At 55.4% G+C, this 23631-nt stretch carries 24 protein-coding genes; 20 read left to right on the top strand and 4 right to left on the bottom strand.

Annotated features, from left to right (window positions below):
- Positions 1 to 236: 236 nt before the first annotated feature.
- From citZ to DLM86_RS00650, 9 genes are all read left to right on the top strand, one after another.
- Positions 237 to 1349 carry a citrate synthase gene (gene citZ / locus DLM86_RS00690; protein WP_110838039.1) on the top strand — a complete coding sequence of 371 codons (1113 nt, stop codon included), beginning with the start codon at positions 237 to 239 and terminating at the stop codon, positions 1347 to 1349.
- A 156-nt stretch (positions 1350 to 1505) separates the two neighbouring features.
- A complete protein-coding gene (gene icd / locus DLM86_RS00685) occupies positions 1506 to 2804 on the top strand; it encodes an NADP-dependent isocitrate dehydrogenase (RefSeq protein ID WP_110838038.1) in 1299 nt (432 codons plus the stop codon).
- A 92-nt stretch (positions 2805 to 2896) separates the two neighbouring features.
- On the top strand, positions 2897 to 3838 hold the full coding sequence (gene mdh / locus DLM86_RS00680) for a malate dehydrogenase (RefSeq protein WP_110838037.1): 942 nt from the start codon (positions 2897 to 2899) through the stop codon (positions 3836 to 3838).
- 198 nt (positions 3839 to 4036) lie between these two features.
- On the top strand, positions 4037 to 4426 hold the full coding sequence (locus DLM86_RS00675; protein WP_110838036.1) for a hypothetical protein: 390 nt from the start codon (positions 4037 to 4039) through the stop codon (positions 4424 to 4426).
- A gap of 225 nt (positions 4427 to 4651) precedes the next feature.
- Complete coding sequence (locus DLM86_RS00670) at positions 4652 to 5365, top strand: ABC transporter ATP-binding protein (protein ID WP_110838035.1); 714 nt, start codon at positions 4652 to 4654, stop codon at positions 5363 to 5365.
- Positions 5366 to 5370: 5 nt separating this feature from the next.
- Positions 5371 to 7929 carry an ABC transporter permease gene (locus DLM86_RS00665; protein WP_110838034.1) on the top strand — a complete coding sequence of 853 codons (2559 nt, stop codon included), beginning with the start codon at positions 5371 to 5373 and terminating at the stop codon, positions 7927 to 7929.
- 272 nt (positions 7930 to 8201) lie between these two features.
- Complete coding sequence (locus DLM86_RS00660; protein ID WP_110838033.1) at positions 8202 to 8528, top strand: TM2 domain-containing protein; 327 nt, start codon at positions 8202 to 8204, stop codon at positions 8526 to 8528.
- 7 nt (positions 8529 to 8535) lie between these two features.
- On the top strand, positions 8536 to 8967 hold the full coding sequence (locus DLM86_RS00655) for an NINE protein (protein ID WP_110838032.1): 432 nt from the start codon (positions 8536 to 8538) through the stop codon (positions 8965 to 8967).
- Positions 8968 to 9180: 213 nt separating this feature from the next.
- Positions 9181 to 10278 carry a stalk domain-containing protein gene (locus DLM86_RS00650; RefSeq protein ID WP_110838031.1) on the top strand — a complete coding sequence of 366 codons (1098 nt, stop codon included), beginning with the start codon at positions 9181 to 9183 and terminating at the stop codon, positions 10276 to 10278.
- Between the two features lie 93 nt (positions 10279 to 10371).
- On the opposite strand, the gene DLM86_RS00645 is transcribed toward DLM86_RS00650, so the two are convergent.
- The 3 genes from DLM86_RS00645 to DLM86_RS00635 are packed head-to-tail and all read right to left on the bottom strand — an operon-like array spanning position 10372 to position 12782.
- The gene (locus DLM86_RS00645; protein ID WP_110838030.1) at positions 10372 to 11103 is read right to left on the bottom strand and encodes an ABC transporter permease; all 732 of its coding nucleotides are present in this window, start codon (positions 11101 to 11103) and stop codon (positions 10372 to 10374) included.
- Between the two features lie 12 nt (positions 11104 to 11115).
- A complete protein-coding gene (locus tag DLM86_RS00640) occupies positions 11116 to 11868 on the bottom strand; it encodes an ABC transporter permease (RefSeq protein ID WP_110838029.1) in 753 nt (250 codons plus the stop codon).
- Complete coding sequence (locus tag DLM86_RS00635) at positions 11865 to 12782, bottom strand: ABC transporter ATP-binding protein (RefSeq protein WP_110838028.1); 918 nt, start codon at positions 12780 to 12782, stop codon at positions 11865 to 11867. The genes DLM86_RS00640 and DLM86_RS00635 overlap by 4 nt, the downstream gene beginning before the upstream one ends.
- A gap of 167 nt (positions 12783 to 12949) precedes the next feature.
- Here DLM86_RS00635 and DLM86_RS00630 point away from each other — a divergent pair, with 167 nt between their 5' ends.
- The 8 genes from DLM86_RS00630 to DLM86_RS00600 all read left to right on the top strand — a co-directional run bounded on the left by DLM86_RS00630 (position 12950) and on the right by DLM86_RS00600 (position 18872).
- Positions 12950 to 13663, top strand: a complete 714-nt coding sequence (locus tag DLM86_RS00630) for a response regulator transcription factor (RefSeq protein ID WP_110838027.1) — start codon at positions 12950 to 12952, stop codon at positions 13661 to 13663.
- Positions 13663 to 15081, top strand: coding sequence for a sensor histidine kinase (locus DLM86_RS00625; protein ID WP_110838026.1), 1419 nt, complete (start codon positions 13663 to 13665; stop codon positions 15079 to 15081). Before DLM86_RS00630 ends, DLM86_RS00625 begins: the two co-directional genes overlap by 1 nt.
- A gap of 334 nt (positions 15082 to 15415) precedes the next feature.
- Positions 15416 to 15739, top strand: coding sequence for a histidine phosphatase family protein (locus DLM86_RS32615; protein WP_245954284.1), 324 nt, complete (start codon positions 15416 to 15418; stop codon positions 15737 to 15739).
- A complete protein-coding gene (locus DLM86_RS32610) occupies positions 15694 to 16026 on the top strand; it encodes a histidine phosphatase family protein (RefSeq protein WP_245954283.1) in 333 nt (110 codons plus the stop codon). The genes DLM86_RS32615 and DLM86_RS32610 overlap by 46 nt, the downstream gene beginning before the upstream one ends.
- A 97-nt stretch (positions 16027 to 16123) precedes the next feature.
- On the top strand, positions 16124 to 17122 hold the full coding sequence (locus tag DLM86_RS00615) for a hypothetical protein (protein ID WP_342773036.1): 999 nt from the start codon (positions 16124 to 16126) through the stop codon (positions 17120 to 17122).
- 53 nt (positions 17123 to 17175) lie between these two features.
- The gene (locus tag DLM86_RS00610; RefSeq protein ID WP_110838024.1) at positions 17176 to 17493 is read left to right on the top strand and encodes a DUF2834 domain-containing protein; all 318 of its coding nucleotides are present in this window, start codon (positions 17176 to 17178) and stop codon (positions 17491 to 17493) included.
- A 61-nt stretch (positions 17494 to 17554) separates the two neighbouring features.
- A complete protein-coding gene (locus tag DLM86_RS00605; protein WP_110838023.1) occupies positions 17555 to 18064 on the top strand; it encodes a DinB family protein in 510 nt (169 codons plus the stop codon).
- A gap of 31 nt (positions 18065 to 18095) precedes the next feature.
- Complete coding sequence (locus DLM86_RS00600; RefSeq protein WP_110838022.1) at positions 18096 to 18872, top strand: VOC family protein; 777 nt, start codon at positions 18096 to 18098, stop codon at positions 18870 to 18872.
- A gap of 305 nt (positions 18873 to 19177) precedes the next feature.
- Here the strand turns inward: DLM86_RS00600 and DLM86_RS00590 are convergent, their stop codons facing one another.
- Positions 19178 to 20575, bottom strand: a complete 1398-nt coding sequence (locus tag DLM86_RS00590; protein ID WP_110838021.1) for an MFS transporter — start codon at positions 20573 to 20575, stop codon at positions 19178 to 19180.
- 112 nt (positions 20576 to 20687) lie between these two features.
- Here DLM86_RS00590 and DLM86_RS00585 point away from each other — a divergent pair, with 112 nt between their 5' ends.
- The 3 genes from DLM86_RS00585 to DLM86_RS00575 all read left to right on the top strand — a co-directional run bounded on the left by DLM86_RS00585 (position 20688) and on the right by DLM86_RS00575 (position 23453).
- Positions 20688 to 21581, top strand: coding sequence for a LysR family transcriptional regulator (locus DLM86_RS00585; RefSeq protein WP_110838020.1), 894 nt, complete (start codon positions 20688 to 20690; stop codon positions 21579 to 21581).
- A gap of 68 nt (positions 21582 to 21649) precedes the next feature.
- On the top strand, positions 21650 to 22339 hold the full coding sequence (locus DLM86_RS00580) for a response regulator transcription factor (RefSeq protein WP_425453932.1): 690 nt from the start codon (positions 21650 to 21652) through the stop codon (positions 22337 to 22339).
- Positions 22340 to 22367: 28 nt separating this feature from the next.
- A complete protein-coding gene (locus DLM86_RS00575) occupies positions 22368 to 23453 on the top strand; it encodes a sensor histidine kinase (RefSeq protein ID WP_110838018.1) in 1086 nt (361 codons plus the stop codon).
- Positions 23454 to 23631: the final 178 nt, after the last annotated feature.

Raw genomic sequence — 23631 nt, 5'->3', positions numbered from 1 at the left:
TTTTTATGATTCAATGTGAGAATAATGGAAGTGGTAAATTTCCGATGCGGCGCGCAATCTGAGTTAATGTGATTCAATGTGAAGAAAACCGAAGATAGCATATGTTTATGGCGCCGATAATGAAGTTTTATGCCCCGATTTGTTTCCTTATCGGTCCAAATCATATATCATAGAACTTGATAGTTTTTTCATGTCGCCAATCACGTCAATTCCAATGCGAAAAGGAGCGATATACGATGACAGCAACGAAAGGTCTGGAAGGCATCGTCGCCACCACGTCCTCGATCAGCTCGATTATCGACGGCGTACTGACATATCGGGGGATCGACATCGACGATCTGGCCGAGCACGCTTCCTTCGAAGAAGTCGTTTATTTGCTTTGGTACGGCAAGCTGCCGAACAAATCCGAGCTGGAGCAGCTGCACCGCGACTTGAGCGCGAGCTCGACCGTGCCCGACGCGATCATCCAGCAAATCAAGCTGTACCCGAAAAACACGAACTCGATGGCGGCGCTCCGTTCGGCCGTATCGGCGCTCGCGCTGTACGACGAAGAAGCGAACGACATGAGCCAAGAGGCGAACCTGCGCAAGGCGATCCGCCTTCAGGCCCAGCTGCCCGCCGTTATCGCCGCTTTCGCCCGCATCCGCGAAGGCAAGGAGCCGATCGCGCCGAAGGCGAACGTATCGATCGCCTACAACTTCCTGTACATGCTGACCGGCAAAGAGCCGGAAGCGATCGCCGTCGAAGCGCTGGACAAGGCTCTCGTCCTCCACGCCGACCACGAGCTGAACGCGTCCACGTTCGCCGCCCGCGTCACCGTCGCGACGCTGTCCGACATTTATTCCGGCGTCACGTCCGCGATCGGCGCGCTCAAGGGCCCGCTGCACGGCGGAGCGAACGAAGCGGTCATGGCGATGCTCGAGGAGATCGGCACGGCGGACAACGTCGAGTCCTACATCAGCGAGAAGCTGGCCAACAAAGAGAAAATTATGGGCTTCGGCCACCGCGTCTACAAAAACGGCGACCCTCGCGCGAAGCATTTGCAAAAAATGTCCCGCGAGCTCGGCAAAATTACGAACAACATGAACTGGTACGACATGTCGGTCAAGATCGAAGAGCTCGTCACCGGTCAAAAGGGCTTGAAGCCGAACGTCGATTTCTACTCGGCTTCCGTCTACACGTCGCTTGAAATTCCGCGCGACCTGTTCACGCCGATTTTCGCAATCAGCCGCGTATCCGGATGGACCGCGCACATTTTGGAGCAGTACGAGAACAACCGTCTGATCCGCCCGCGCGCCGAATATACCGGTCCGGTCAATCAGAAATACGTTCCGATCGAAAGCCGCTAATTCCCGACATACGACGGCTTCGTCGAATAGAACCAGCTTTCCCGGGAACGGGACGTTTCAGACCGCCGTCTGCGACTCCCGTTCTTTTGCGGGCAAGAGCGCCCTTTATACGGCGTTTATCCATACATCACCATACCCATTTTCAGGAGGTTTCCCATGGCTCAATTCGAACATTACGCAGCGCCGACCGAAGGCGAGAAACTGTCGATCGTCGACGGCAAGCTGGTCGTCCCGAACAATCCGATCATCCCGTTCATCGAAGGCGACGGCACCGGCCCCGACATTTGGGCGGCTTCCAAGCGCATTTTGGACGCGGCGGTCGAGAAAGCGTATAAAGGCGAGAAAAAAATCGCATGGTATGAAGTATATGCCGGCGAGAAAGCGTTCAACAAGTACAACAGCTGGCTGCCGAACGACACGCTGGAAGCGATCCGCGAGTACATCGTGGCGATCAAAGGTCCTTTGACAACGCCGGTAGGCGGCGGTATCCGCTCCTTGAACGTCGCGCTCCGTCAAGAGCTCGACCTGTACGTCTGCTTGCGCCCGGTTCGCTACTTCAACGGCGTACCTTCGCCGGTGAAGCGTCCGGACCTCGTCAACATGGTCATCTTCCGCGAGAACACGGAGGACATCTATGCAGGCGTGGAATGGCAAGAAGGAACGGCGGAAGTGAAAAAAGTGCTCGAGTTCCTCCAAAAGGAAATGGGCGTCAAAAAGATCCGTTTCCCGGAAACGTCCGGCATCGGCATCAAGCCGGTATCGCGCGAAGGGTCCGAGCGTCTCGTCCGCGCCGCGATCGAATACGCGATCAAGCACGGCCGCAAGAGCGTTACGCTCGTCCATAAAGGCAACATCATGAAGTTCACCGAGGGCGCGTTCAAAAACTGGGGCTACGAGCTGGCCGAGCGCGAGTTCGGAGACAAGGTGTTCACTTGGGCGCAATACGACCGCATCAAGGAAGAGCAAGGCGCGGAAGCGGCTAACAAAGCGCAAAAAGACGCCGAAGCGGCAGGCAAAATCGTCGTGAAGGACGCGATCGCCGACATCGCCCTGCAGCAAGTATTGACCCGTCCGACCGACTTCGACGTCATCGCGACGCTGAACCTGAACGGCGACTACTTGTCCGACGCTTTGGCGGCTCAAGTAGGCGGCATCGGCATCGCGCCGGGAGCGAACATCAACTATGTGACGCACCACGCGATCTTCGAAGCGACTCACGGCACCGCTCCGAAATATGCGGGCCTCGACGTCGTCAACCCGGGCTCGGTAACGCTGTCCGGCGTCATGATGCTGGAGCATCTGGGCTGGCTGGAAGCGGCCGACCTGATCTACAAAGGGCTCGAGAAGTCGATCGCCGACAAGACGGTAACGTACGACTTCGCCCGTCTGATGGAAGGCGCGACCGAAGTGAAATGCTCCGAGTTCGCCAACCTCGTTATCAAAAACATGGGCTAATCGCTCAGTCAAACCGATTTTAGGGGCTCCGAAGCGCGGCATGACCGCGCCGGGGCCCCAAAACTTAAAAGGATAGAAGGAGGATGCTTCCCATGGCCATTCAGCGTAAAAAGATTACCGTGGTAGGCGCCGGCTTCACGGGCGCGACAACCGCATTCCTGCTCGGGCAAAAAGAACTCGGCGACGTCGTTCTGCTCGACATCCCGCAGCTCGAAAACCCGACGAAAGGCAAAGCGCTCGACATGCTGGAATCGAGCCCGGTTCAAGGGTTCGACAGCAGCATCGTCGGAACGGCGAACTATGAAGATACGAAGGATTCCGACGTCGTCATCATTACGGCCGGCATCGCCCGCAAGCCGGGCATGAGCCGCGACGATCTCGTGACCACGAACGCCGGCATCGTGAAATCGGTGTGCGAAAACGTCAAAACGTACAGCCCGAACGCGTATGTCATCATCTTGAGCAACCCGGTCGACGCGATGACGTACGTCGCTTACCAAGCGCTCGGCTTCCCGAAAAACCGCGTCATCGGCCAATCCGGCGTGCTCGACACGGCCCGCTACAACACGTTCATCGCGCAGGAGCTGAACGTATCGGTCGAAGACGTGCGCGGCGTCGTTCTCGGCGGCCACGGCGACGACATGGTTCCGCTCGTCCGCTACTCCAGCGTGGGCGGCATTCCGATCGAGAAGCTCATCCCGAAGGATCGCATCGACGCGATCGTGCAGCGCACCCGGACCGGCGGCGGCGAAATCGTCAACCTGCTCGGCAACGGCAGCGCGTACTATGCGCCGGCGGCGTCGCTCGTGCAAATGACCGAAGCGATTTTGAAGGACAAAAAGCGCATCCTGCCGACGATCGCCCTGCTGCAAGGCGAATACGGCTATAACGACCTGTTCATGGGCGTGCTGACGATTCTCGGCGGCGACGGCATCGAGAAGGTGATCGAGCTCGAGCTGACCGCGGACGAGAAGGCGGCGATGGACAAATCGGCCGAATCCGTACGCAACGTCATCGCCGTCGTCAACGGCTGACCGACCCCGAATTCAAGCGAAGCGTCTTCCCGGCGGAAGGCGCCTTTTTTTCGTTCACGATCTCTCGTTCAGGTCTGCCCGGACGGGTTGTTAACGTTCCGTGACAAACGTCACGAACGTTTGTATGTGGACGGGCTTTTCGGTATACTACAGTTGGAACGGGATTCCATCGCGTACCGAAGAGGAGGCTGTCAAGTCGTGTATCAGGCCATGTATATCGTTCACGTATTATCCGCACTCGCCCTCATTTTCTACATTTTGCTGCCGTTTTTGGCCGGGGGCGCTACGAACCCATCGACGGCGAAAGCGCTGCATCGGGCGAACCGGATCGGGCAATATGTGCTGGTGCTTGCGTTTTTGTCGGGGGGCTATATGGTCAGCAAGGCGGAATATTCCGTCTTGTGGATGGTGCTGGCGGTCGTGTTCATTTTGGTCATGTTCGCCATGACGGGAATGGCGGGGAAGCCGCTCAAGCAGCTGATCGCCGGCGATTCGTCGGGGACGGCGCTGCGCAAGCTGCGCATCTTCACCTTGATCGCGGGCGTCAGCTACGTGCTGCTGCTCGCCATGATGCTCGGACCGAAGTAAGGCGGCACGACGAAAACCGGACTTCTCCATGGAGGGAGGGTCCGGTTTTTCCTGTTTTCCTCCAAGCCGGAACGGATCACGGGGTAATCGTTAACAGGACCTTGGTCCGGGATAAAAATAGCCTTCGGGCGAGTTTTGACTCCCCCCTGATCCTGCTATTCTTGGAAGGTAGAGGGTTTATTGACGCCAATACGATTCGCCAAGAAGGAGGGAACGCATCGAAACATGAACGCAGCCGCACCGATCATTCAGGCTCACGGCATCTTCAAGGGCTACGAAACCGAAACGGGACATCTCCGCATTCTGAAAGGAATTTCTACCGCGTTCCGTACGGGGGAGGTGGTAAGCATCATGGGCCCTAGCGGCAGCGGCAAATCGACGTTGCTTGGCATATTGGGCACTCTTGACCTTCCGACTGCCGGACATCTGTTCATCCAAGGCCAGGATGTTACCCGGCTCTCCGAGTCTCGATTGGCCGGCTATCGGGCGAGCAAAATCGGTTTCGTCTTTCAGTCGTACAATCTCATTTCCACCATGACCGCTTTGGAAAATGTCATGCTCCCCATGCTATCGGCCGAAGGGAAAACTAGGCGGCAAATGCGCCAACGAGCGATGGACCTTCTGGAGCTGGTCGGCATGAAGGAGCGTATGCATCACCTGTCGCCGCGATTATCGGGGGGGCAGCAGCAGCGAGTCGCGATCGCTCGCGCGCTCGCGAACGAACCGCTTGTCGTCATCGCCGACGAACCGACCGGGAACCTGGACCGGAAAACCGGCGAGGTGATTCTCGAGCTGATCTTTTCCCTTCGCGACCGTTTGCGGACGACTTTTATTTTGGCGACGCACGATCCGTACGTAGCGAGCGTATCGGATCGGGTGATCCACCTATCGGACGGCAAGATCGAGCAAGTAGTCGAAAATCGCGTGAATAGGACGTGAGCCGCATGACGATCCGCTCCGCCATTCGAAGCCTCATGCGAGTTCCCCTCCGCTCTCTGTTCACCTTGTTGACGATCGCAGTCGGATTGGCCGGCTTTTTCTGCATGACGACGTTGACGAGCCTGGTTCCCCAATCGGTGAACCAGTCCGCGAAGCAGCTGCTGGGCGCCGATTTGGCCGTGCAGTCGTATCTTCAGCCCACGACTTTAAACGACCTGAAGCAAATCGTTGCCGAATCGGAGCGCCAAGCGATGACGGGTGCTTATGTTTCCCGTTCGATGATCGCCTCCGCCCATAAAACATCGAGTATCGTGGTCAAAGGAATCGAACCCGGCGTTTATCCGTTTTACGGAGGGGAGCGGTTCTCCCGGTTCCGCGGATTGCAAGCGGACGAAGCGTTCATTTCCCGTCAGGCTGCCGAACGGCTCCAAGTAAGTACCGGCGATATCGTCTCCTTGGTCAATAACAATGACGGTTCCATGACCCCTTTTCGCATCAAAGGCTTGGTGGAAGGGGTGCAAGAGACGTTTACGGACAGCGGCTTTTGGGGGACGATTTATTTGACGTATCCGAAGAGTCTGGAGCTTTTCGGCTTGCCCGACGGGACGATCAATGAAGCGTTCATCCGCCTCCACGACTCGAGCGATTCGAAGGCGATCAAAGAACAGATTCAAAAACGGATTGCCGGCAGTCAGGCAGTCGACCTCGAAGATAAAAAAGCGGAAGCGATCGCCGGCACGAAAGGCACTTTGCTGGTCATGCAGCTTTTTTCGCTTTTGGCGATCGGGATCGCGGGCATAACCATTTCCAACACGATTACGATCCAGATGTCCGCCCGACTCCGGGACGTCGCGATCATGAAAGCGATCGGCATGACGACCCGGCGGATCGCCCGCTATTTCTTGCTGGAAGCCGCCGTAATGGGAGGAGCGGGCGCCATCGTGGGAATATTGGCGGGCGCCGCGATCGGCATGGGGCTGACCGCTTCTATCGGCAACATGCTCGGAATCCCGCTGGTTTGGCAGATTTCTTCGTCCGCCATTGTCTTTACTATCGTTGTCGGTATCAGTGTCGCGCTTATATCGGCCTGGTCGCCCGTTTACGGCGCGATGCAAGTTTCGCCATCGGACCTGCTGCAGCAATCCGGTTCCGTCCGATTCAAGATCAAGCTTCCGTTCCGGACGAAGCTGCGCCTGTTCCTCGTCGTCTGCCTCGAGATCGGGATTTATCTTCACGAGACGCTGCTGGCCGGCAGCCCAGATGCGGCGGCGTTCAAATGGATTGCCGCATTTGTCCTGTCGATGCTGATCCTGGGCGTGATTCTGCTGACCGTAACGGCCGCCGCCGGCTTGTACGGGCTGTTCTATCGTCTTCTGGGCCGACTGAAGCACCTTACTCCGCTAAGCTTGTTCATCCCGCTGCACAATCTCGGCTCCGAATACAAGCGTAATGCGCTGCTGACCATTACGTTGTCGGTCGGCGTACTGTCCGTCGTCGCAAGCCAGTTGTTTGCCGACAACCTGATTAGCTCGGTCGAGTATCAGATGGAGCGGCAGTGGAAAGGTAACCTGCTTGTCTCCGCGGCAGCCGTCGACGAACAGACCGTCACCCGGACATTGCGGCAAACGCCGGGTATCGAGGGGTTCAACAAAGCTTACGAGATGAGGGGCTCCTTCGCCCGAATCAACGGGGAAGAAGCCGTACTCCATTTCCGCGCGGCCGCCGAACGGCGCAAGTCGGCATATTTGCACGACATGAACGTTTCGGTTCACGGCATAGACCCGGCAACGGATGACCAAGCCTATCGGATCATGGAAGGCCGCGGCCTTCGTGCGGACGACAACGGCAGACTGCACGCCGTCCTGCTGGAAAACTATGCCCGGGATTTGGGGATAGGAACGGGAGATACCGTGGATATTATGCTTTCCGATCGTCGGGTCTCTCTGAAAGTCGTCGGTTTTTTTGAATCCGGTACGATTAAGACGGCCGGCATCTACATACCGGCAAGCACTTTGGAAACGTACGGAAGACCGGCGCGTCTCGTCTACCATGTCGAAGCTTCGGCTAAGGCTACGCAGCATACCTTGTCGGCGCTCCAAAAATCGCTGCCCTCTTCCGCCGTTGCCTACTCGATTAACGGAACCGTAGTCGAAAGCTTGCGAAAAACGCTCGACATGCAAAGCACCTTCTTCTCGACGATTGCGCTCTTTTCGTTTTTGACGGCTATTCTGATGATCGGGAACCAGGTCGTCATCTCGCTTCTCCAGAAGAAAAGGGATGTCGCCATTTTAAAAACGATCGGGCTTTCCACGGGTCGACTGCTGCGCTCCGTTTTGGCCGAGAACCTGATACTCGCCTTCATCGCGGGAGCGATCGGCTCGGCATTCGGACTGGCTTTTGCCCTATTTGCCTTAAGTTTGGTCGTCAAAGGAACCATCGACCTCGACCTTGCATGGTGCGGGATCGGAGTCGGTCTGTCCATGCTGACCACGGCGATCGTGACCGTGCTTGCCTCTCTTCGGCAGATAAGCGCAAAGCCGCTGCACTTGCTGCGGGGGCCCTGAGCGATTGGAGCCGGGGCTCGCCGGATCCCGGCTATCGGTTTACGGGCGCTCGGGGCGCTCCGGCGGCGGCGAGTGAATGGCAGCCGTATGCGGATGTCCATTGGTGATCGTGTATTCCATCCCTTTGTCGGGGATGGTTTTTTTGTTTCGGCGATGCACGAAAAACTGCGTTTTCCGAAGGAGTGGAAAATTATAGTTGTCCAAATGCGCTTCATTCATTATACTAGTTACGTAATTGTGACAATTCATGACAAAAGGAGACTGTTTTTGCAATGAGCTACAACATCGCGCTAAAAAGCCAGCTGGACGCACGCGAGCTGCTCCTCCTCGACCAAGAGGTGAAGAATCACGGGAAGAACATGGTGGTTGCCTATATCCTCTGGTACTTCCTCGGGCTGTTCGGAGGACATCGCTTTTACATGAGAAAGAAAGGATCGGCCATCGCGCAGCTCATCTTGTCGCTGACGGTAATCGGGATGATCGCGACCAGCATCTGGTGGCTCGTGGACGCGTTCCTTCTGCATACGTGGGTAAAAGACCATAACCGCGACGTGGAAGGACGCATTATGGAGCAAATCGTAAGACAGAAGCAAGGTTAATCGCGGCATGCATAACAAACAGGATTTGACGTTAACGGAACTGATGGTCCTCAATTCGGAGCTGAAGTCCGCCGAGAAATCGACCGCGATCGCGTACTTGATGCTGCTTGGGGGACACTTGGGCTTGCATCGCTTCTACTTGAAAAGGCCGGGAACGGGGGCGCTGCAGCTTGTTTTGTTTTTGCTGTCCGTCGTGTTTTACTTCGTTCTCAGCGTCGGTGCCGCCTTGGAATCCGATGCGATCATCATCGCCTCGACGATCCTGCTCATCCTGCCGGCCCTCGCTTTGTTCATATGGGTGATCGTGGATTTGTTCCTGCTCCCCGGCATGCTGCGCGAATACAATGCCGGTGTCGAGCAAGACATTGTGCAGGAAATTTTGCGCCACCGGCATATGGAGCAACTGGCGGGCCGGGGCCGACGGGAAGAGAGCTTGTAGGCGGCAGACCGTTTTCCGCATCGAAAGATACTCCAGAAAGCATGAAAGAGCCTCCCGGTTTCTGACGGAACCGGGAGGCTCTTCTTTTTTTGAAGCTATCCGATCCACCCCGTAAAGACCGCGCCCCTTTGTTGGCGAAAGCCGATGTCCAAGCGCAACCTTCCACCTTCCCGTTCGTCTAATGATTGACAATATTTGGAAGGTGGAGTGCGCATGAAAAAGTATATGATCGGTTTTGTCTGCGGGGCCGCTATCGCATCGTCGACGGCCGCCCTTGCATCGGATGCGCTTCAGGCCTACTGGTTTCCGAGCCGGGTTGCGATTTTGGATGGAGCTACGATCCAGCCTATCGATGTATCCGGCGAAAATGCGGTCATCAATGTCAACAACAAAGCGTATATCCCGCTGCGGACATTCGCGGAGGCGATCGGAGCGGACGTTTCGTTCGAGCCGGCCTCTCCCGCCAACGGCAATACGAACCAAATTGGAATCAAGACCGGTTACGTCTATGAAAACGGCGATTTGCCATTCGGCGACCCGGACGGATATGTCAAGATTGGAAACCTGCTTGTAAGCCGCTTGCCGAACGGGCAAATGCTGATCTCGTCCGGAACGATCCGCATCGACAAAGATTTGACGGGCAAGCAAATCGACATCACGTTCAAGGATGACCAAGGAATGCCGAGGGGACATAGCGAATTCGTCTATATCGCCGATTCGGAGACGAGGCCGACCGTACCGGGCGAGACGCGTTCTTTTGCTACCCGTCTCACATTCGATGGCAAGCTCAACACGTCCAATTACGACATCAAAGTGCGCGACAAGCTGGAGCCGTACAATCCGGTACAGAGAGACATCTTTCTGGAAGGCGGCGTGGTCGCCGCGATTTTTCCTGTCGGCGGCTTCGACGGGCATTTGCCCGGGGACCGGATTTCCCCCTTCTACGCTTCCTTTCAAAACAATACGGAAGACGATATCGTGCTGGAGGCTTACGAATGGACGTTCAAAGTCGAACGGATCGACGAAAACAATCAGCCGATTTCGTCGGTCTATGAAACGACGCTCCCTACGATCGAAGGTCCGCTTCAAGCCGGGTTTCATTATGGCTTTACCGTGCCCTGGAAACCGGTGGACGCCGAGGGCCGGCCGGCCGCTCCGGGGCGCTACAAGGCTACGCTGGTTCGACCCGACACCGTAACCTATTCCCGGGGCGGGGAGGGACCGGTGACGGAGCGGCTGATCATGAATACGCGGACCCCTACCGGCTTTACTTTCGAAATCGATTTGCCGAAGTCAGCCGGCTTGGAATAAGAAGAGTAAGGAGCGCGACGAGGGACTCGTTTCGGCAATAACGGCCCTCGTTCAATCGTTCGCCGGATGGATTCGTACGGGCTTCCCCAAGCATCAGGACGAGACAACGTCTTTGCTCTTCAGCCGTCGAATGGACATCGACGCAAAGACGGCGATGAACCCCGTATTCGCGAACCAGAAGAGAAGGTTTTGGCTGTTCGTCAGCTTGTCCTGGCTTAGCACGCTCATGCCGATCGTAAGCAAGGAAAACGGGAACAGGAAGCCCAGCTTTGCAACGTACAGGCCAAGGCCGATAAAGACCGAGCACAGACTAATTCCGATAGGCGTAGCGAAGCTGCGGATGCGCAGCGAAAATCCCAACTGCCATGCGCCGATGGCCAAGGAAGCATACCATCCGCGCATGGTCCACCCTATCGTCTCCACGGGGAAAGCCCCAGGTAAGGAAAACAAAGTGCCCGCAAGCCAGTACAGTGCCGCGAACAGCGCCTGCGCGAATAAGATCAAGAGGCTGACGACCGCCCATTTGGCAAGAAACACGCTTGCAACCGAAACCGGAGAGGCCAGCATCATATTCCAATTCCGATTCAGATGGTCCAGCCTGCATACGTAGGAACAGCAAATCGCAATCAGGATGGGCAAGAAAAACTCTCCGTAAAACAGGCTGACCTGCGTCCACAGGCTGTACCAGCCATCTTGTAGAACGCCCCGATTCAACCAATAATTCGCGCAGCCGATCAGCAGGCTGATGACGGGAAGTACAACGAGCACAAGAACGATCCGGGAATGCCGCAGCTTGAGCCACTCGGCGGAAAAACTTCGTTTCATCCGCGTTCCTCCTCACATTTCCTTCCGGGTAACATGGATGCTTCCGGCGATATAGAGCAGCAGGGCCATCGCAAGTGCCGCCGCCGCGATCCCGAACCCCCAAGGCTGCTCCATATAGGTGCTCGATGCCTCGGTGTAACGATACGTAACCGGACTCAGATCCAAGTAATAAGACCATATAAACAAATGTCTGGCAGCGGCCGGGAACAATCCGGAAGTCATTCCGATAAATCCGCTCACCATGCCCAGGCAGAGCGCGAAAGTTTGGTTTTGGGAAGCCCAGGAAATCCATTGCTGAAGCGCCGTAACGGCGAGAGTCACCAGCATCGTGCCTCCTATGTACCGGGCGAGCAAATCGACAGGAGGCGCACCGGGAAAATCTTTTACGAGACCGAACGCGACCATAAGAACGGTTTGAGCGAGGAGGCCGTATAGGAGCAGAATATTGGCGCAAATATATTTCGCCGCGTAGAGTCGTCCGCGTTTCACATCGGTAGCGACGAGCATTTTCCACGTGTTTCCTTTATGCTCCATATCACAAATTCGGGAGACGACGATGGCCGAGACAATCGGCATGAACAGTCCGTTCATGGAGGAGACGCTAAAAAGAACGGACTCCCATACGGCTTGATCCGGATTACGGGCAATGGACATGCTGATGGACACGAAGGACCACAGCATCTCGAAGGAAAGAAGGAGTGTAATCAGGATCCCTATCTTTTTGCGGCGGATTTTGAAATATTCCAGCCCTAATGTTTGAATCACAAGCTCCGCTCCTTTCCCGTCAAATCAAGGAACATGTCCTCCAAATTTCTCCGCCGCTCCTCGATCCGGGTGACCGGAATGTCGTGAGAAACGAGCAGTCTGTTCAGAGCCGCGACATCCGTATCCTCGAGCTGTCCGAACTCGAGCCGACTTCCGCTTTGGATCGGACGATAGCCTTGCGCGAGAAGGAGCCGTTCGGCTTTCGCATTGTTCCCGGTTGCAAGCAGGATGGAGGGGCCGCTTTTTTCCCGGAGGCTTGCCATGCTGCCCTGGAACAGCAGGTTTCCTTCGCTGATAATGCCCACCGAGGTGGCGATCTGTTCGATTTCCGAGAGCAGGTGACTGGACAGCAATATCGTCATTCCGTAGCGTCCGGGCAACGATTGGATCAGTTCCCGAATCTCGCCAATGCCCGCGGGATCGAGGCCGTTTGTCGGCTCATCCAGAATCAGCAGCCTGGGAAAGGCGAGCAAAGCCATGGCGATGCCTAGCCGCTGCTTCATGCCGAGCGAGTATTGCTCCGCTTTTTTATGTTTATGATTTTCCAGCCGGACGATACGAAGCGCTTCATGTACGTTCGAATCCGGCACGTTCCGCAGGCGCTGCATGACTCTCATGTTTTCAAGCCCCGTCAAATGTCCGTAGAAGGAGGGCGACTCGATCAACGAACCGGTACGTTTAAGAATAGAGGTGCGGTGTCTGCTCAGGCTTTCCCCGAACATTTGAATGGTCCCGCTCGACGGCTTGATCAACCCGAGCAGCATTTTGAGGACGGTTGTTTTCCCGGCGCCGTTCGGGCCGAGAAATCCGTAAATTTCCCCTTCCTCGACGCGAAGATCCACCCGATGAACGCGGTTTATTCCCCCATACGTTTTGGTTAAGTTTTGCGTCTGTACAATAGCCGAAGCACTCATAGGAAAGTCAGCTCCATTTCGGTCCTTTTTGTAGGTTCCACCTTGGTTTCCACTGTAAACAATCCGCCTTTCGCCCATCTAACGAAAACCTTACAGCTACCTTAAATCGACTCGGGGAGACACCGTTCATTCGCGCGTTCCTGTATACTGATAGATGGGTGACGCAAATGGAACAGGTCAAAGACAAAAAAATACTAATCGTAGACGACGAGGCAGACATCAGAATGATGATCGAAAGGTTTTTGCGAAAAGAGGGCTTTTTTCGCATTTACTTAGCCGCCGACAGCGCTTCGGCTCTGTCGAGCTGCCGAACGGACAAGCCGGATATCGCCATTCTCGATGTCATGCTGCCGGACGGGGACGGATTTGCCCTATTGTCCTCCATCCGACAGTTCTCGGATATGCCCGTCCTTTTTGTTTCCGCACGGGGCGAGGATGAAGATCGGTTGCTCGGACTGGGCTTGGGGGCGGACGATTACATGGTGAAACCGTTTCTGCCGCGCGAGCTGGTGCTGCGCCTGACGGCGATTTTAAAGCGGGTGTACTCCTCACCCGTAGCGGACCGTCTTTCCAGCTTTCGATTGGGGGAACAGATCGTTCGTCTGGATAGCGCCGTCGTGGAGAGGGATCAAGCGGAGCTGCCGTTGACGGCAAAGGAGCATGCCATCCTTGTGAAGCTGTATGAGAGCCGGAATCGAATCGTCACGAGCGATGCCTTATGCCAAGCCGTCTGGGGAGATGACAGCTACGGATACGAAAATACATGCATGGTCCATATCCGACGGATACGCGAAAAAATCGAGCCCGATCCTTCCAATCCCGTCTACTTGCTTACCGTCAGAGGATTGGGATATAAACTGCTGGTGAAGGAGCACTCTTAGTGGACGGCATTGTTCGCATGTTGCGCCGATTCGTCGCTACGACCATCATCGTTTCGATCGCGCTCCTTCTGTTCAACTTCGTATTGCTGGGCGTGCTGGTGTTCAAGGAGATCAGCCAGAGGCCGGCTCCGGAAGACGTTGTGAAGGAAGTGGCCGAAGGCTTGGATGCTCAGGATGGCCATTATGCTTTGGGCGGGCACGCCGCCGAGTTTCTACAGCGTCATCGGGCATGGGCCATGCTTCTCGGTGAGGATGGCCGCGTACGATGGGATTACGATTTGCCCAACGACGTTCCGCGAACGTACACGCTGGTCGATGTAGCCAAGCTCTCGCGTTACTATCTGATGGATTATCCGGTCTATAGCTGGGAGCATGAGGCCGGCTTGGTCGTGGTCGGATATCCCAAGAGAAGCTACGAAAAGTATCAATTCCATGTTTTATTCGATTGGGTAAAATCGCTGCCTATCCGGCTTTTGTGGCTGCTCCTCTTGAATGTGGCGGTGGCCCTGTTCGTCTCAGTCGCCATTGGAGCGCGTCTTTTAAGGAGGATTCGCCCTCTCGTGAAGGGCGTTCACAATCTGGCCGAGGAAAAAGAGGTCCGGCTCGACACCAAAGGAATATTCGGTGATTTAGCCCGTAGCATCAATTCCGCGTCGAATATTCTTCAACAGAAGACGGCGGCCTTGAAGATCAGGGATGAAGCGCGCTCCAACTGGATAGCCGGGATTTCCCACGATATCCGGACCCCGCTCTCCATGGTTCTGGGCTATGCTAGCGAAATGGAGGATAACGCAGAACTGCCGAAAGAGCAGAGGCACCAAGCCGGTATTATGCGGCGCCAGGGCGAGAAGCTGCGCTCGCTTGTAAGCGATCTGAACCTGGTTTCCATGCTGGAGTACGATATGCAGCCTTTGCATTTGAAGCGCGTACGGCTGTCGGTTTTGGCGAGACACGTTGTGGCCGATTTTTTGAATAACGGGTTGGAGGATAAGCACGACATTGAATTAATCCTGGCCGACGAAGCGGTTTCGATCCAAGGGGATGAAAAATTGCTGCTGCGGGCGATCAACAACCTTCTCCACAACAGTGTGCGTCATAATCCGCAGGGCTGCGAAATCAAGCTGGAAACCTCGCTATCCGAGGACCGCACCGCCTATCGCTTTATCGTTAGGGATAGCGGAAGGGGAATCCCCCATGAGCAATTGGCGGTCATTACCGAGCTGCCTTATTCGGCTAGCAGAATGAAACCGGCCCAGCAAGGTCACGGTCTGGGGCTTCCGATGGTGGAGAGAATCGTACGGGCGCATGCAGGCCGCCTCCTTCTGGAAAGCGGTCAGGGTCGGGGAGGTCTTACCGTGATTATGGAGTTCCCTGTTAATGAGGGCATATCGAGGACGGATGAGACGAAACCAAGCTAACGGTCGGGATCGTAACTTCTTCATCCACATCAAACGGCTGCCGCGTTCCGTTCCGGCAGCTTTACTGCTATAACGGAGCTTTTTTGCAGCCAGAAGCATTTCCTATATGGTAAAATGTGCATAATCGGGAGAGGAACAAACCCTCGATTACATGGAGCGATTTGTGCTTGGCCAAGGGGAATGTTATTTGCCGGAAGCCCAAGCAGCTTATTTGGAAATGCAACAATTTGCACGGGCATTCGTTGATGATTTGAGAAGAGGGTTACAATCCGTTTAATTCCCTTGCGTGTAAAAAACGGTTGAACCGAATCTGTCGCGATGGGGGGGATGCCAAGTGAGCACGACTTTTTTTCTGGTTAGGCACGCATTGAAGGAGAAGGCGATCGGTGATGTTCCAATAACCCCCAAGGGTGTATCCCAAGCACAAGCGACAGCGAGACATTTTTCCAATCGGCCGATAGCGGCCCTTTATTCAAGCCCGCTTCGAAGAGCGAAAGAAACCGCTGAATATATAGCGCTGGAGACGAAAGCTCCGGTTCAGGTGGACGACCGTTTACGGAACGAGCAAACTGGGGGGACTTGCCCGGGCAATCTTTTGACGAGTTTGTGGCCATGTGGGAGCGCTGTACGCGTGAGCCTGACTATAGACCGCCGGTAGGCGACTCCGCAAAACAAGCAGCATTACGCTTATCCTCTTTCCTGTCGGAAATATCGATGCAGCACCCGCCTCGGAGTCCTATTGTACTCGTTACTCATGGCGGATTGATCACTGACTTTTTGGCTCATACGTTCCAAAAGGAAGACCTCGACGGGTGGCATCCCCATTTTCTATCCGTACAAAGCAGCTTGGTTTCCGAGTGCTCGATAACGACACTTCATTATGAAAGCGGAACGTTCATGATTACAAATTTTGCGTCGGTCGATCATCTGGGGCCATCCCGTTGACGGTAAGACGACATGAAAGAGCCTCGGTCCGATGGAATTTCGGAGGGATAACCCCATGATAGTAGGGACGGCTCGAGCGGCCGCAACGGAGTGGGTCATGCAGTACGCCAGTCAAGAAGCATGGTTCATGGGAGCGTATTTCAGCGGATCGACGGTCGGTCAGCCGGATGACGCGACGATGGCGGCAGGCTCCGACATGGATGTCGTCGTTGTAACCTCCGAAGCGACACCTCCTCTGAAATTGGGGAAGTTCATCTACCGCGGTGCGCTGATCGAAATCACTTTCTTATCGTGGAATCAGCTCGCCTCCGCCGAGGAGGTTTTGACATCGTATCACTTAGCCGGCAGCTTCCGCGCGGATACCCTCCTTGCAGATCCTACCGGACAGCTGCGCGGCGTGCAGCAGAAGGTGGCGCGACATTTTACCGAGATCGAGTGGGTGCGGCGCCGCTGCGAAAACGCTGGACAGAAGATCGAGCACGGGTTACGGAACATCGATCCGACCGCACCGTGGCACAACCAAGTGATGGCATGGTTATTCATGACCGGAGTTACCGCACACGTCCTTCTCGTCGCGGCACTTCGCAACCCTACCGTGCGGCTTCGTTACTTGGCCGTGAACAACATGCTTCGGGAGTTCGGGCGAACCGGCATCTACTCGGAATTGTTGTGGCTGCTGGGCTGCGAGCATTGGACCCCGCAGCGCACTTGTCATCATCTGAACGCGCTTGCCCGTACCTTCGACGTCGCCGCGGCGCACGCCAAAACCCCATTCCCCTTCAGCAGCGACATCACCGCCGCTTCACGACCGATTGCGATTGACGGCAGCCGCAACCTGATCCGCGACGGATTTCACCGCGAAGCGGTATTCTGGATCGGGGCGACCTTCGCACGGTGCCATCACATTCTTTGTGCCGACGCCGCCCCGAAATTACAAGCTGAGCTGGCTCCGGCGTTTGAGGAATTCGTCGCCGACCTCGGCATCCCCTCGTCCGACACCCTTGCGCGTCGTGCCGAGGAGGTGCTGCGGTTTCTACCGCGGCTACGGGACGAAGCCGAATCGATCATGCAGGCCAATCCAGAGATTTTGAGGTAAACATAAAGGGTTTGCTGTTGAATTGATTTTTTCGAATTCGGGAGGGGATTTTTTTGAAATGGTTCTACGGACTGCTGGCGGTGTTGGGAGTGGCGCTGCCGTATTCGCAGCTCCTTCCTTGGATGATGGACCATGGTCTGGATTCGTCTCGATTACTGGAAGAAATCGCTCAAACGCGTATCGGCTCGTTTGCTTGGATGGATGTGCTCGTATCGGCCGTCGTCCTGATCGGTTTCATTCTCTTTGAAGGCAAAAGAAGCGGCATGAGGTTGTTATGGTTGCCGATTGTCGGTACGCTTGCGGTGGGTGTTTCATTAGGCCTTCCTTTATTTTTGTTGCTTCGTGAACTAAGCACGGAGCGGAAGAAGTGAACCTTGCCTTCCCTTTACAAACGAACATATGTTTGGTATCCTTGAAGGAAAGTAGGGGAGCGTGCAGCATTTGGACAGTTCGGCTATCGTGATCGACCTTCTCTTAAGGAAATACAAAGCGGACCAGAAGTGGACTCGCATCGTACTGGAACAATTGACCGACGAGGATATCGTTTGGTCGCCGACGCCCGAGAGCAACAGCATCGCCAATTTGGTAGCGCATATTGCGGGTGCGGTCCATCAATGGTTTGAAACCGCCTACTTCGGCGCTCCGTTTCACGATCGGAGTAAAGAATTCGAACGCGGCCTGCAAATGTCGAAAGAGCAAGCATTGCAGCTATCCAAGCAATCCTACGACTGTATCCTACGCGTTCTCGACATCATGAAAGAAAACCCGGAAAAGCTGCTGGAGCGGCCCTATGTAAACTTTCCAACGTTCAAGAATGCCGGTCTGGACAATCAATCGACCGTTCTGGAAATGCTTTTGCATCAATTCAGACATTTACCCGGCCATACCGGACAACTCATTTACATTGCCAAAATGAGGAAGGGGCATCTGGTCTGGGAATAATGCTCGAATCGACAATCGGGAGTGGAAGAAGATGACGAAAACCGGCTTTCAAGGGCATATCGCCTATTTGCATATTCCGGTAACGCGGATGGACGAATCGCTGGCTTGGTACGAGCGTCATCTTGGAGCGAACATATCGGGAAAACCGCATGACGATCTCGGTTTTATCGACTTTCCGGAAGGACCGAATGTGCTGCTTCTCGGCACGAACCAGACTGCACGAGCGGCATTCAAGCTGGGGGACGAACGCAAACAGGCGGCAGGATTTCGTACGACGCGTATTGAAGAGCTTCATCGTCATATGAAGGAGGGCGGCGTAGCGCTTGAGCCGATCGTCCGCTACGAGCACGGTCTATTCTTTTACTTTGACGATCCGGACGGCAATTTTTTTATGGTGCATCAGCTACCCGACGCCATCGGTAGGGAGGACGATCCGCTGGTCGAAGGCATCCGCTACATCGAAATGCCGGTCTACGATTTGGAACGGACAACGGATTGGTATGCGAGCATACTGGGCTTCAACAAAACCTTGCCGGGCAATCCCGATCTTGTCTTTCTCGACAGAGAGCCGGGTCCCAACCTCCTGATGTGGCGTTCGCCGGTCAAAACGAACTTGAATGTATATCGCGGCGACGAAGTCACTCCCTTTATCGGGTTTCGAATCGAGGAGATGGACGTGCTCCGTCACTATTTGAGATCATCGGGCGTCGCGGTCGGCGAGATCGAGGACGGAGGGGCGGTAGGCCGGTTTTGCCGGTTTACCGATCCGAACGGCAATTTATTGTTGATGCACGAGCCTTCTATATAAGAGGCTGGGACTATAGAGGGGAAAGCGCGGCCGGGCGCGGCAATCCGATGACGGGACCGTTCGATGTGGAAGGGGCGCAGCCCGGCGATACGCTTGCCGTACGGCTCGGGTCGATGGTGCCTAAGTTCCCCAAGCCGTGCTGTCCATGCCGTAAAGAACCGTGTATCCGACAAAATGGCGATCGCTCTACGGTGTAGAACCGGAAAGCGGCCGCCATTTTTGCTTCGGTATAGCCGGGCACTGCTTCCGCAAAGTAACCTTTCGGACGTACCGGGGCTGTTCGTTTATCGAGGTGAGCTCCGTCGCTACACGTGTCGGGAAGACTGCTGCAAGGGTCCCGATTCCTTGCCGCGCAGGCTCATGAACACCAAGGACAAAGCGATAACCGCGAGGATCACCCCCACTATTCGAAAGCCCTCGAAGCTGAACGTTCCTCCCATGACGATGCCGATCAACAAGGAGGAGAGAATGGTTCCCACATATCTCGATGTTTGGAATAGTCCGGACGCGACCCCGATTATGTCTTTCGGCGAGCTTTTGAACAAGGCGGCTTGCATGCCGACATTGTTCAAGCCGTTGCCGATTCCGAAAGCGGCCAAAGCCACGCATACGCGGATGACCGGCGTCGTTTGATGCAAGGTTGCGATCCACACCGATCCCGCTGTCATGAGTATGGCGGACAGCAGCAAGGCCGGCCGGGGGCCCGATCGATCGATCCATCGTCCCGCCAGCGGAGATACGACGAGCGAGCATAAGCCCAAGCTTAGCATCAAAAGCCCCGTATGAAATTCGCTGACATGACGCACCGTCTGCAAATAGGAAGGAAGTCCGAAAAAGAGCGAGTAAAAAACAACGTTGACGAGCATGAATTCGACATTGACCCGCGTCATCGCACGATATTGGGCGAAGGTGCGCAACGGAATAAAGGGCGACGCCGTACGGAGCTCATGCCGAACAAAGACCGCAAGCAGCAGAAGGCCGATCAGTCCGACGATGACGTGCAGCAAGGAGACATGGCCGGACGATTTGGCGGACAGCAACCCGACGAGCAGGGCGATCAAACCTGCGGTGAACAGAACAATGCCCGGCGCATCCAGCCTGGTCATCCATGTACGAAAGGACGTGCTGCCGGCAGCAGCGGTTGGCGGTTCGTCCTCGGGAATCGTCCTCCAAGCCAATAGGAAGCTCGCCGCCACGAACGGAATATTGACGACAAAGATCGCATGCCAATCCCACCAGTACATGATCACCCCGCCGATAAAAGGACCGATCGCCGCCGCTCCGGATAGGAATATGGATAGAACGGACAGCGCCGTCCCCTGCCTCTCCGTAATATGAATGCGGACAAGGGCCATTCCGACGGCAACCATCATGCTTGTCCCGATCGATTGCACGACGCGGAACACGACGAGCCATCCGAAGCTTGGCGATACCGGCGCGAATAAAGAGGCGGCGAAGGTGACCAACAGCCCGGCAAGAAACAGGTTTCTGCGGCCGAACACATCGCTGGCTTTTCCTACGACCGGTTGGGCGACAGCGCTCGCCATATAGAAAGAAAAAATAATCCAGGAAACCGCCGTAAAATCAAGCTGAAACCCGTCCTGCAATCTTGGAATCGCGACGGAAACCATCGAAGAATTCAACGGGTTCAAAAGGATTCCCAACCCTACGGAAATGAGCAACCACCAGCTGCGGGCGTTCATGTCGGATCCCCCTTAACTGTTTTATCGATATCGTACCGGAAATGAAGTATTTACTCCAACGCATTTTATGTTATGATTTCATCGACTAGAAGGAATGAAAAGGGGCGGGATGATGGAGCTTCTTCAGCTGCACTATTTTATCGCGGTAGCCCGGTTGGAGCATATGACCGAAGCGGCACGAAGCTTGCATGTGACGCAATCGTCGCTGAGCAAAACGATTCAGCGCCTGGAGGAGGACCTGGGCGTCCCGCTATTCGATCGAGCGGGGAGGAAGCTGCGCTTGAATGAATACGGGAGGAAATTTCTCCGCCGAGCGGAAAGAGCGTTGCTGGAGCTGGAGCAGGGGAAGCGGGAGATTAAGGATCTATCCGGCTTGGAGCATAGTACGCTCGAATTGGCGGTGACGACGGCAAGCACGCTGCCGCACATTCTTCGAGCGTTTCGGAAACGGATGCCCGACGTCCACTTTCATGTGCAAATGCTTGCCACGCAGGAAATGGTTACGCTTCTGCAGCGGGGAGAGGTCGACTTCGGCTTGTCCTCGCCTCCGATCGAAGGGGACGAGATCGAATGCCAGATCGTCTGCGTCGACCCGATCGTTGTCGCGGTTCCGACGGGGCATCGTCTGGCCGACCGAAACAGCTTATCCTTGATCGAGCTGAAGGATGAATGGTTTGTCGGTGTCAGGAAGGGCTACGGCACTCGCGATTTGGTGGACGCCGTATGCGAATCCGCCGGATTCGTCCCCCGGTATGTATATGAGGGCGACGAGCCCGCCAGGCTGAGCGCTCTTGTGGAAGCGGAGATCGGCATCGCCTTCATCCCGAGCTCGGCACGGAATTCGCGGGAACGGATCCGGTACATCCCGGTCGAGGATCGCGAACTGGTCAGGGAAATCGCTTTATTGCGGCACAAAAGCCGGCACGTTTCGCGGGCCGCTCAGGAATTCCGCAAGGTCGTGGAAACCTATTTCGGGGGGATGTCCGGCACCGGGCATTCCTTTTGATATAACCGGCAATCGTGTGTATGATGATACTGGATTGGATAATAGGAGAAGCGGAGGGCTTAACCATGTTGGGAGGAACGATTCTCCTAGTAGACGACGAAAAAGAAATTACGCAATTGCTGGACATTTATTTGAAAAACGAAGGGTTTACGCTGCTGACGGCCCACGACGGCTTGGAGGCGTTGGAGCTGCTGAAGACGCACCATGTCGATTTGATTATTCTCGACGTGATGATGCCGCGCATGGACGGCATACAAGCGTGCATGAAAATACGCGAGGACAAGCAGATGCCGATCATCATGCTGTCCGCCAAAGGGCAGGAGATCGACAAAATTACCGGCTTGAGCATCGGCGCCGACGATTATGTCGTCAAGCCGTTCAGCCCGCTGGAAATGCTGGCCCGGGTCAAATCGCAGCTGCGCCGGTATCGTCAGCTCACCGGCATGCCCGCTAAGAACGACAGCGAAATCGTGATCGACGAGCTCGTCATCAACACGGCGACGCATAAAGTGATCGTGGATCAGGTCGAGGTGCGGCTGACCCCGCGGGAATTCGCCATTTTGCACGTACTGGCCCGCAACCGGGGAATGGTGCTCAGCATGGAGCAAATTTACGAGGCGGTATGGAACGAGCGGTTTTACGAGTCCAACAATACCGTCATGGTACACATTCGCAAAATCCGCGAAAAAATCGAGAAGGATCCGAGCGCGCCTCAGTATATCAAAACCGTATGGGGAATCGGCTATACGATCGAATAATCCGGAGCGATCCGGAACGGGAGGACGCATGAAAACGAATTTTATCTATACGATGCGCTGGAAGTTTATCCTCGCTTTCATTCTCAGCATCGCGTCCGCGGTCGCCACCGTACTGATCGCTTACCAGGTGATGCTCGCGGCGCTGCACGTGAAGCCGTTCACCGCTCCCATCAGCTGGGTCGTCAACGAAATCGGGTCGACGCCGATTATGGTCGTAGCCGGGGGCTTTTTGTTTCTAGTTTATTTTTTTCTGTTCAGCCGAAAAATCCTCGGTTACTTGGAGGAAATTACGCGCGGCCTCCAGGAAATCGCGAAAGGCAATTTGACCTATACGATCGTCGCGAAGTCGGCGGACGAGCTCGGAACGGTGGCCGAGCATTTCAACCATATGACGGAGAAGCTGCGCAAATCGATCGAGGAGGAACGGAATGCGGAGCGGACGAAAAACGAGCTGATCACCGGGGTTTCCCACGATTTGCGCACGCCGCTGACTTCGGTTCTCGGTTATTTGGAGCTGATCGAGGCGGACCGGTATCACGACGAGGTGGAGCTGCGCTATTATACCCATATCGCCTACGAGAAGACGAAAAGCTTGAAGAAGCTGATCGACCGTCTGTTCGAGTATACGTCGCTTAGCGGCGAAGGAATCGAGCTGCAGCTGAAGAAGGTGAACGTCTACGGCTTCCTGAAGCAGTTGGCCGAGGAATTCATCCCGCAATTGTCGAAGGCGGGCATGACGTGCCGGATGGCGGCGGAGGACGACGGCTTGTTCATCCTAGCCGACGGCCAGCAGCTGATGCGAGCCTACGAAAACTTGCTGTCCAATGCGATTCGCTACGGCGGCAAGGGCAGCTATGTCGACATCCGTATCGGCAAGGACGACGGCTTCGCCGTGGTGGAAATCGTCAATTACGGCGAGCCGATCGCCGCGAGAGATTTGCCGTTCATCTTCGAACGGTTTTACCGCGCGGATCGCTCCCGAACGTCGCAGGACGGCGGGACGGGGCTTGGACTTGCCATTACCAAAAGCATCGTCGAGCTGCACGGCGGACAAATTATCGCCCGAAGCAGCCGGAAAGAGACGGTATTCGAAACGAGGCTCCCGCTGGCTTGACACGGGAAGCGATGGTCGAAGGCCCTTGGGTTGCTCGACTGCCGAACGATAGAAGAACCGCAAGATCGTTTTCAATCATGATTCAGGTCGACCGGCATGTTCCGGTCGGCCTCTTTTATCGGGAATAGCGTTTCAGGTTCTGCGCCCAACTCTTAATTTTTTTTAAGGATCAATTAAG

The sequence above is a fragment of the Paenibacillus flagellatus genome (assembly GCF_003217775.1).
Taxonomy (GTDB): Bacteria; Bacillota; Bacilli; order Paenibacillales; family NBRC-103111; genus Paenibacillus_AB; species Paenibacillus_AB flagellatus.
The sequence above is the reverse complement of the archived record's forward strand: the minus strand, read 5'-3'. Positions and strand labels throughout refer to the sequence as shown.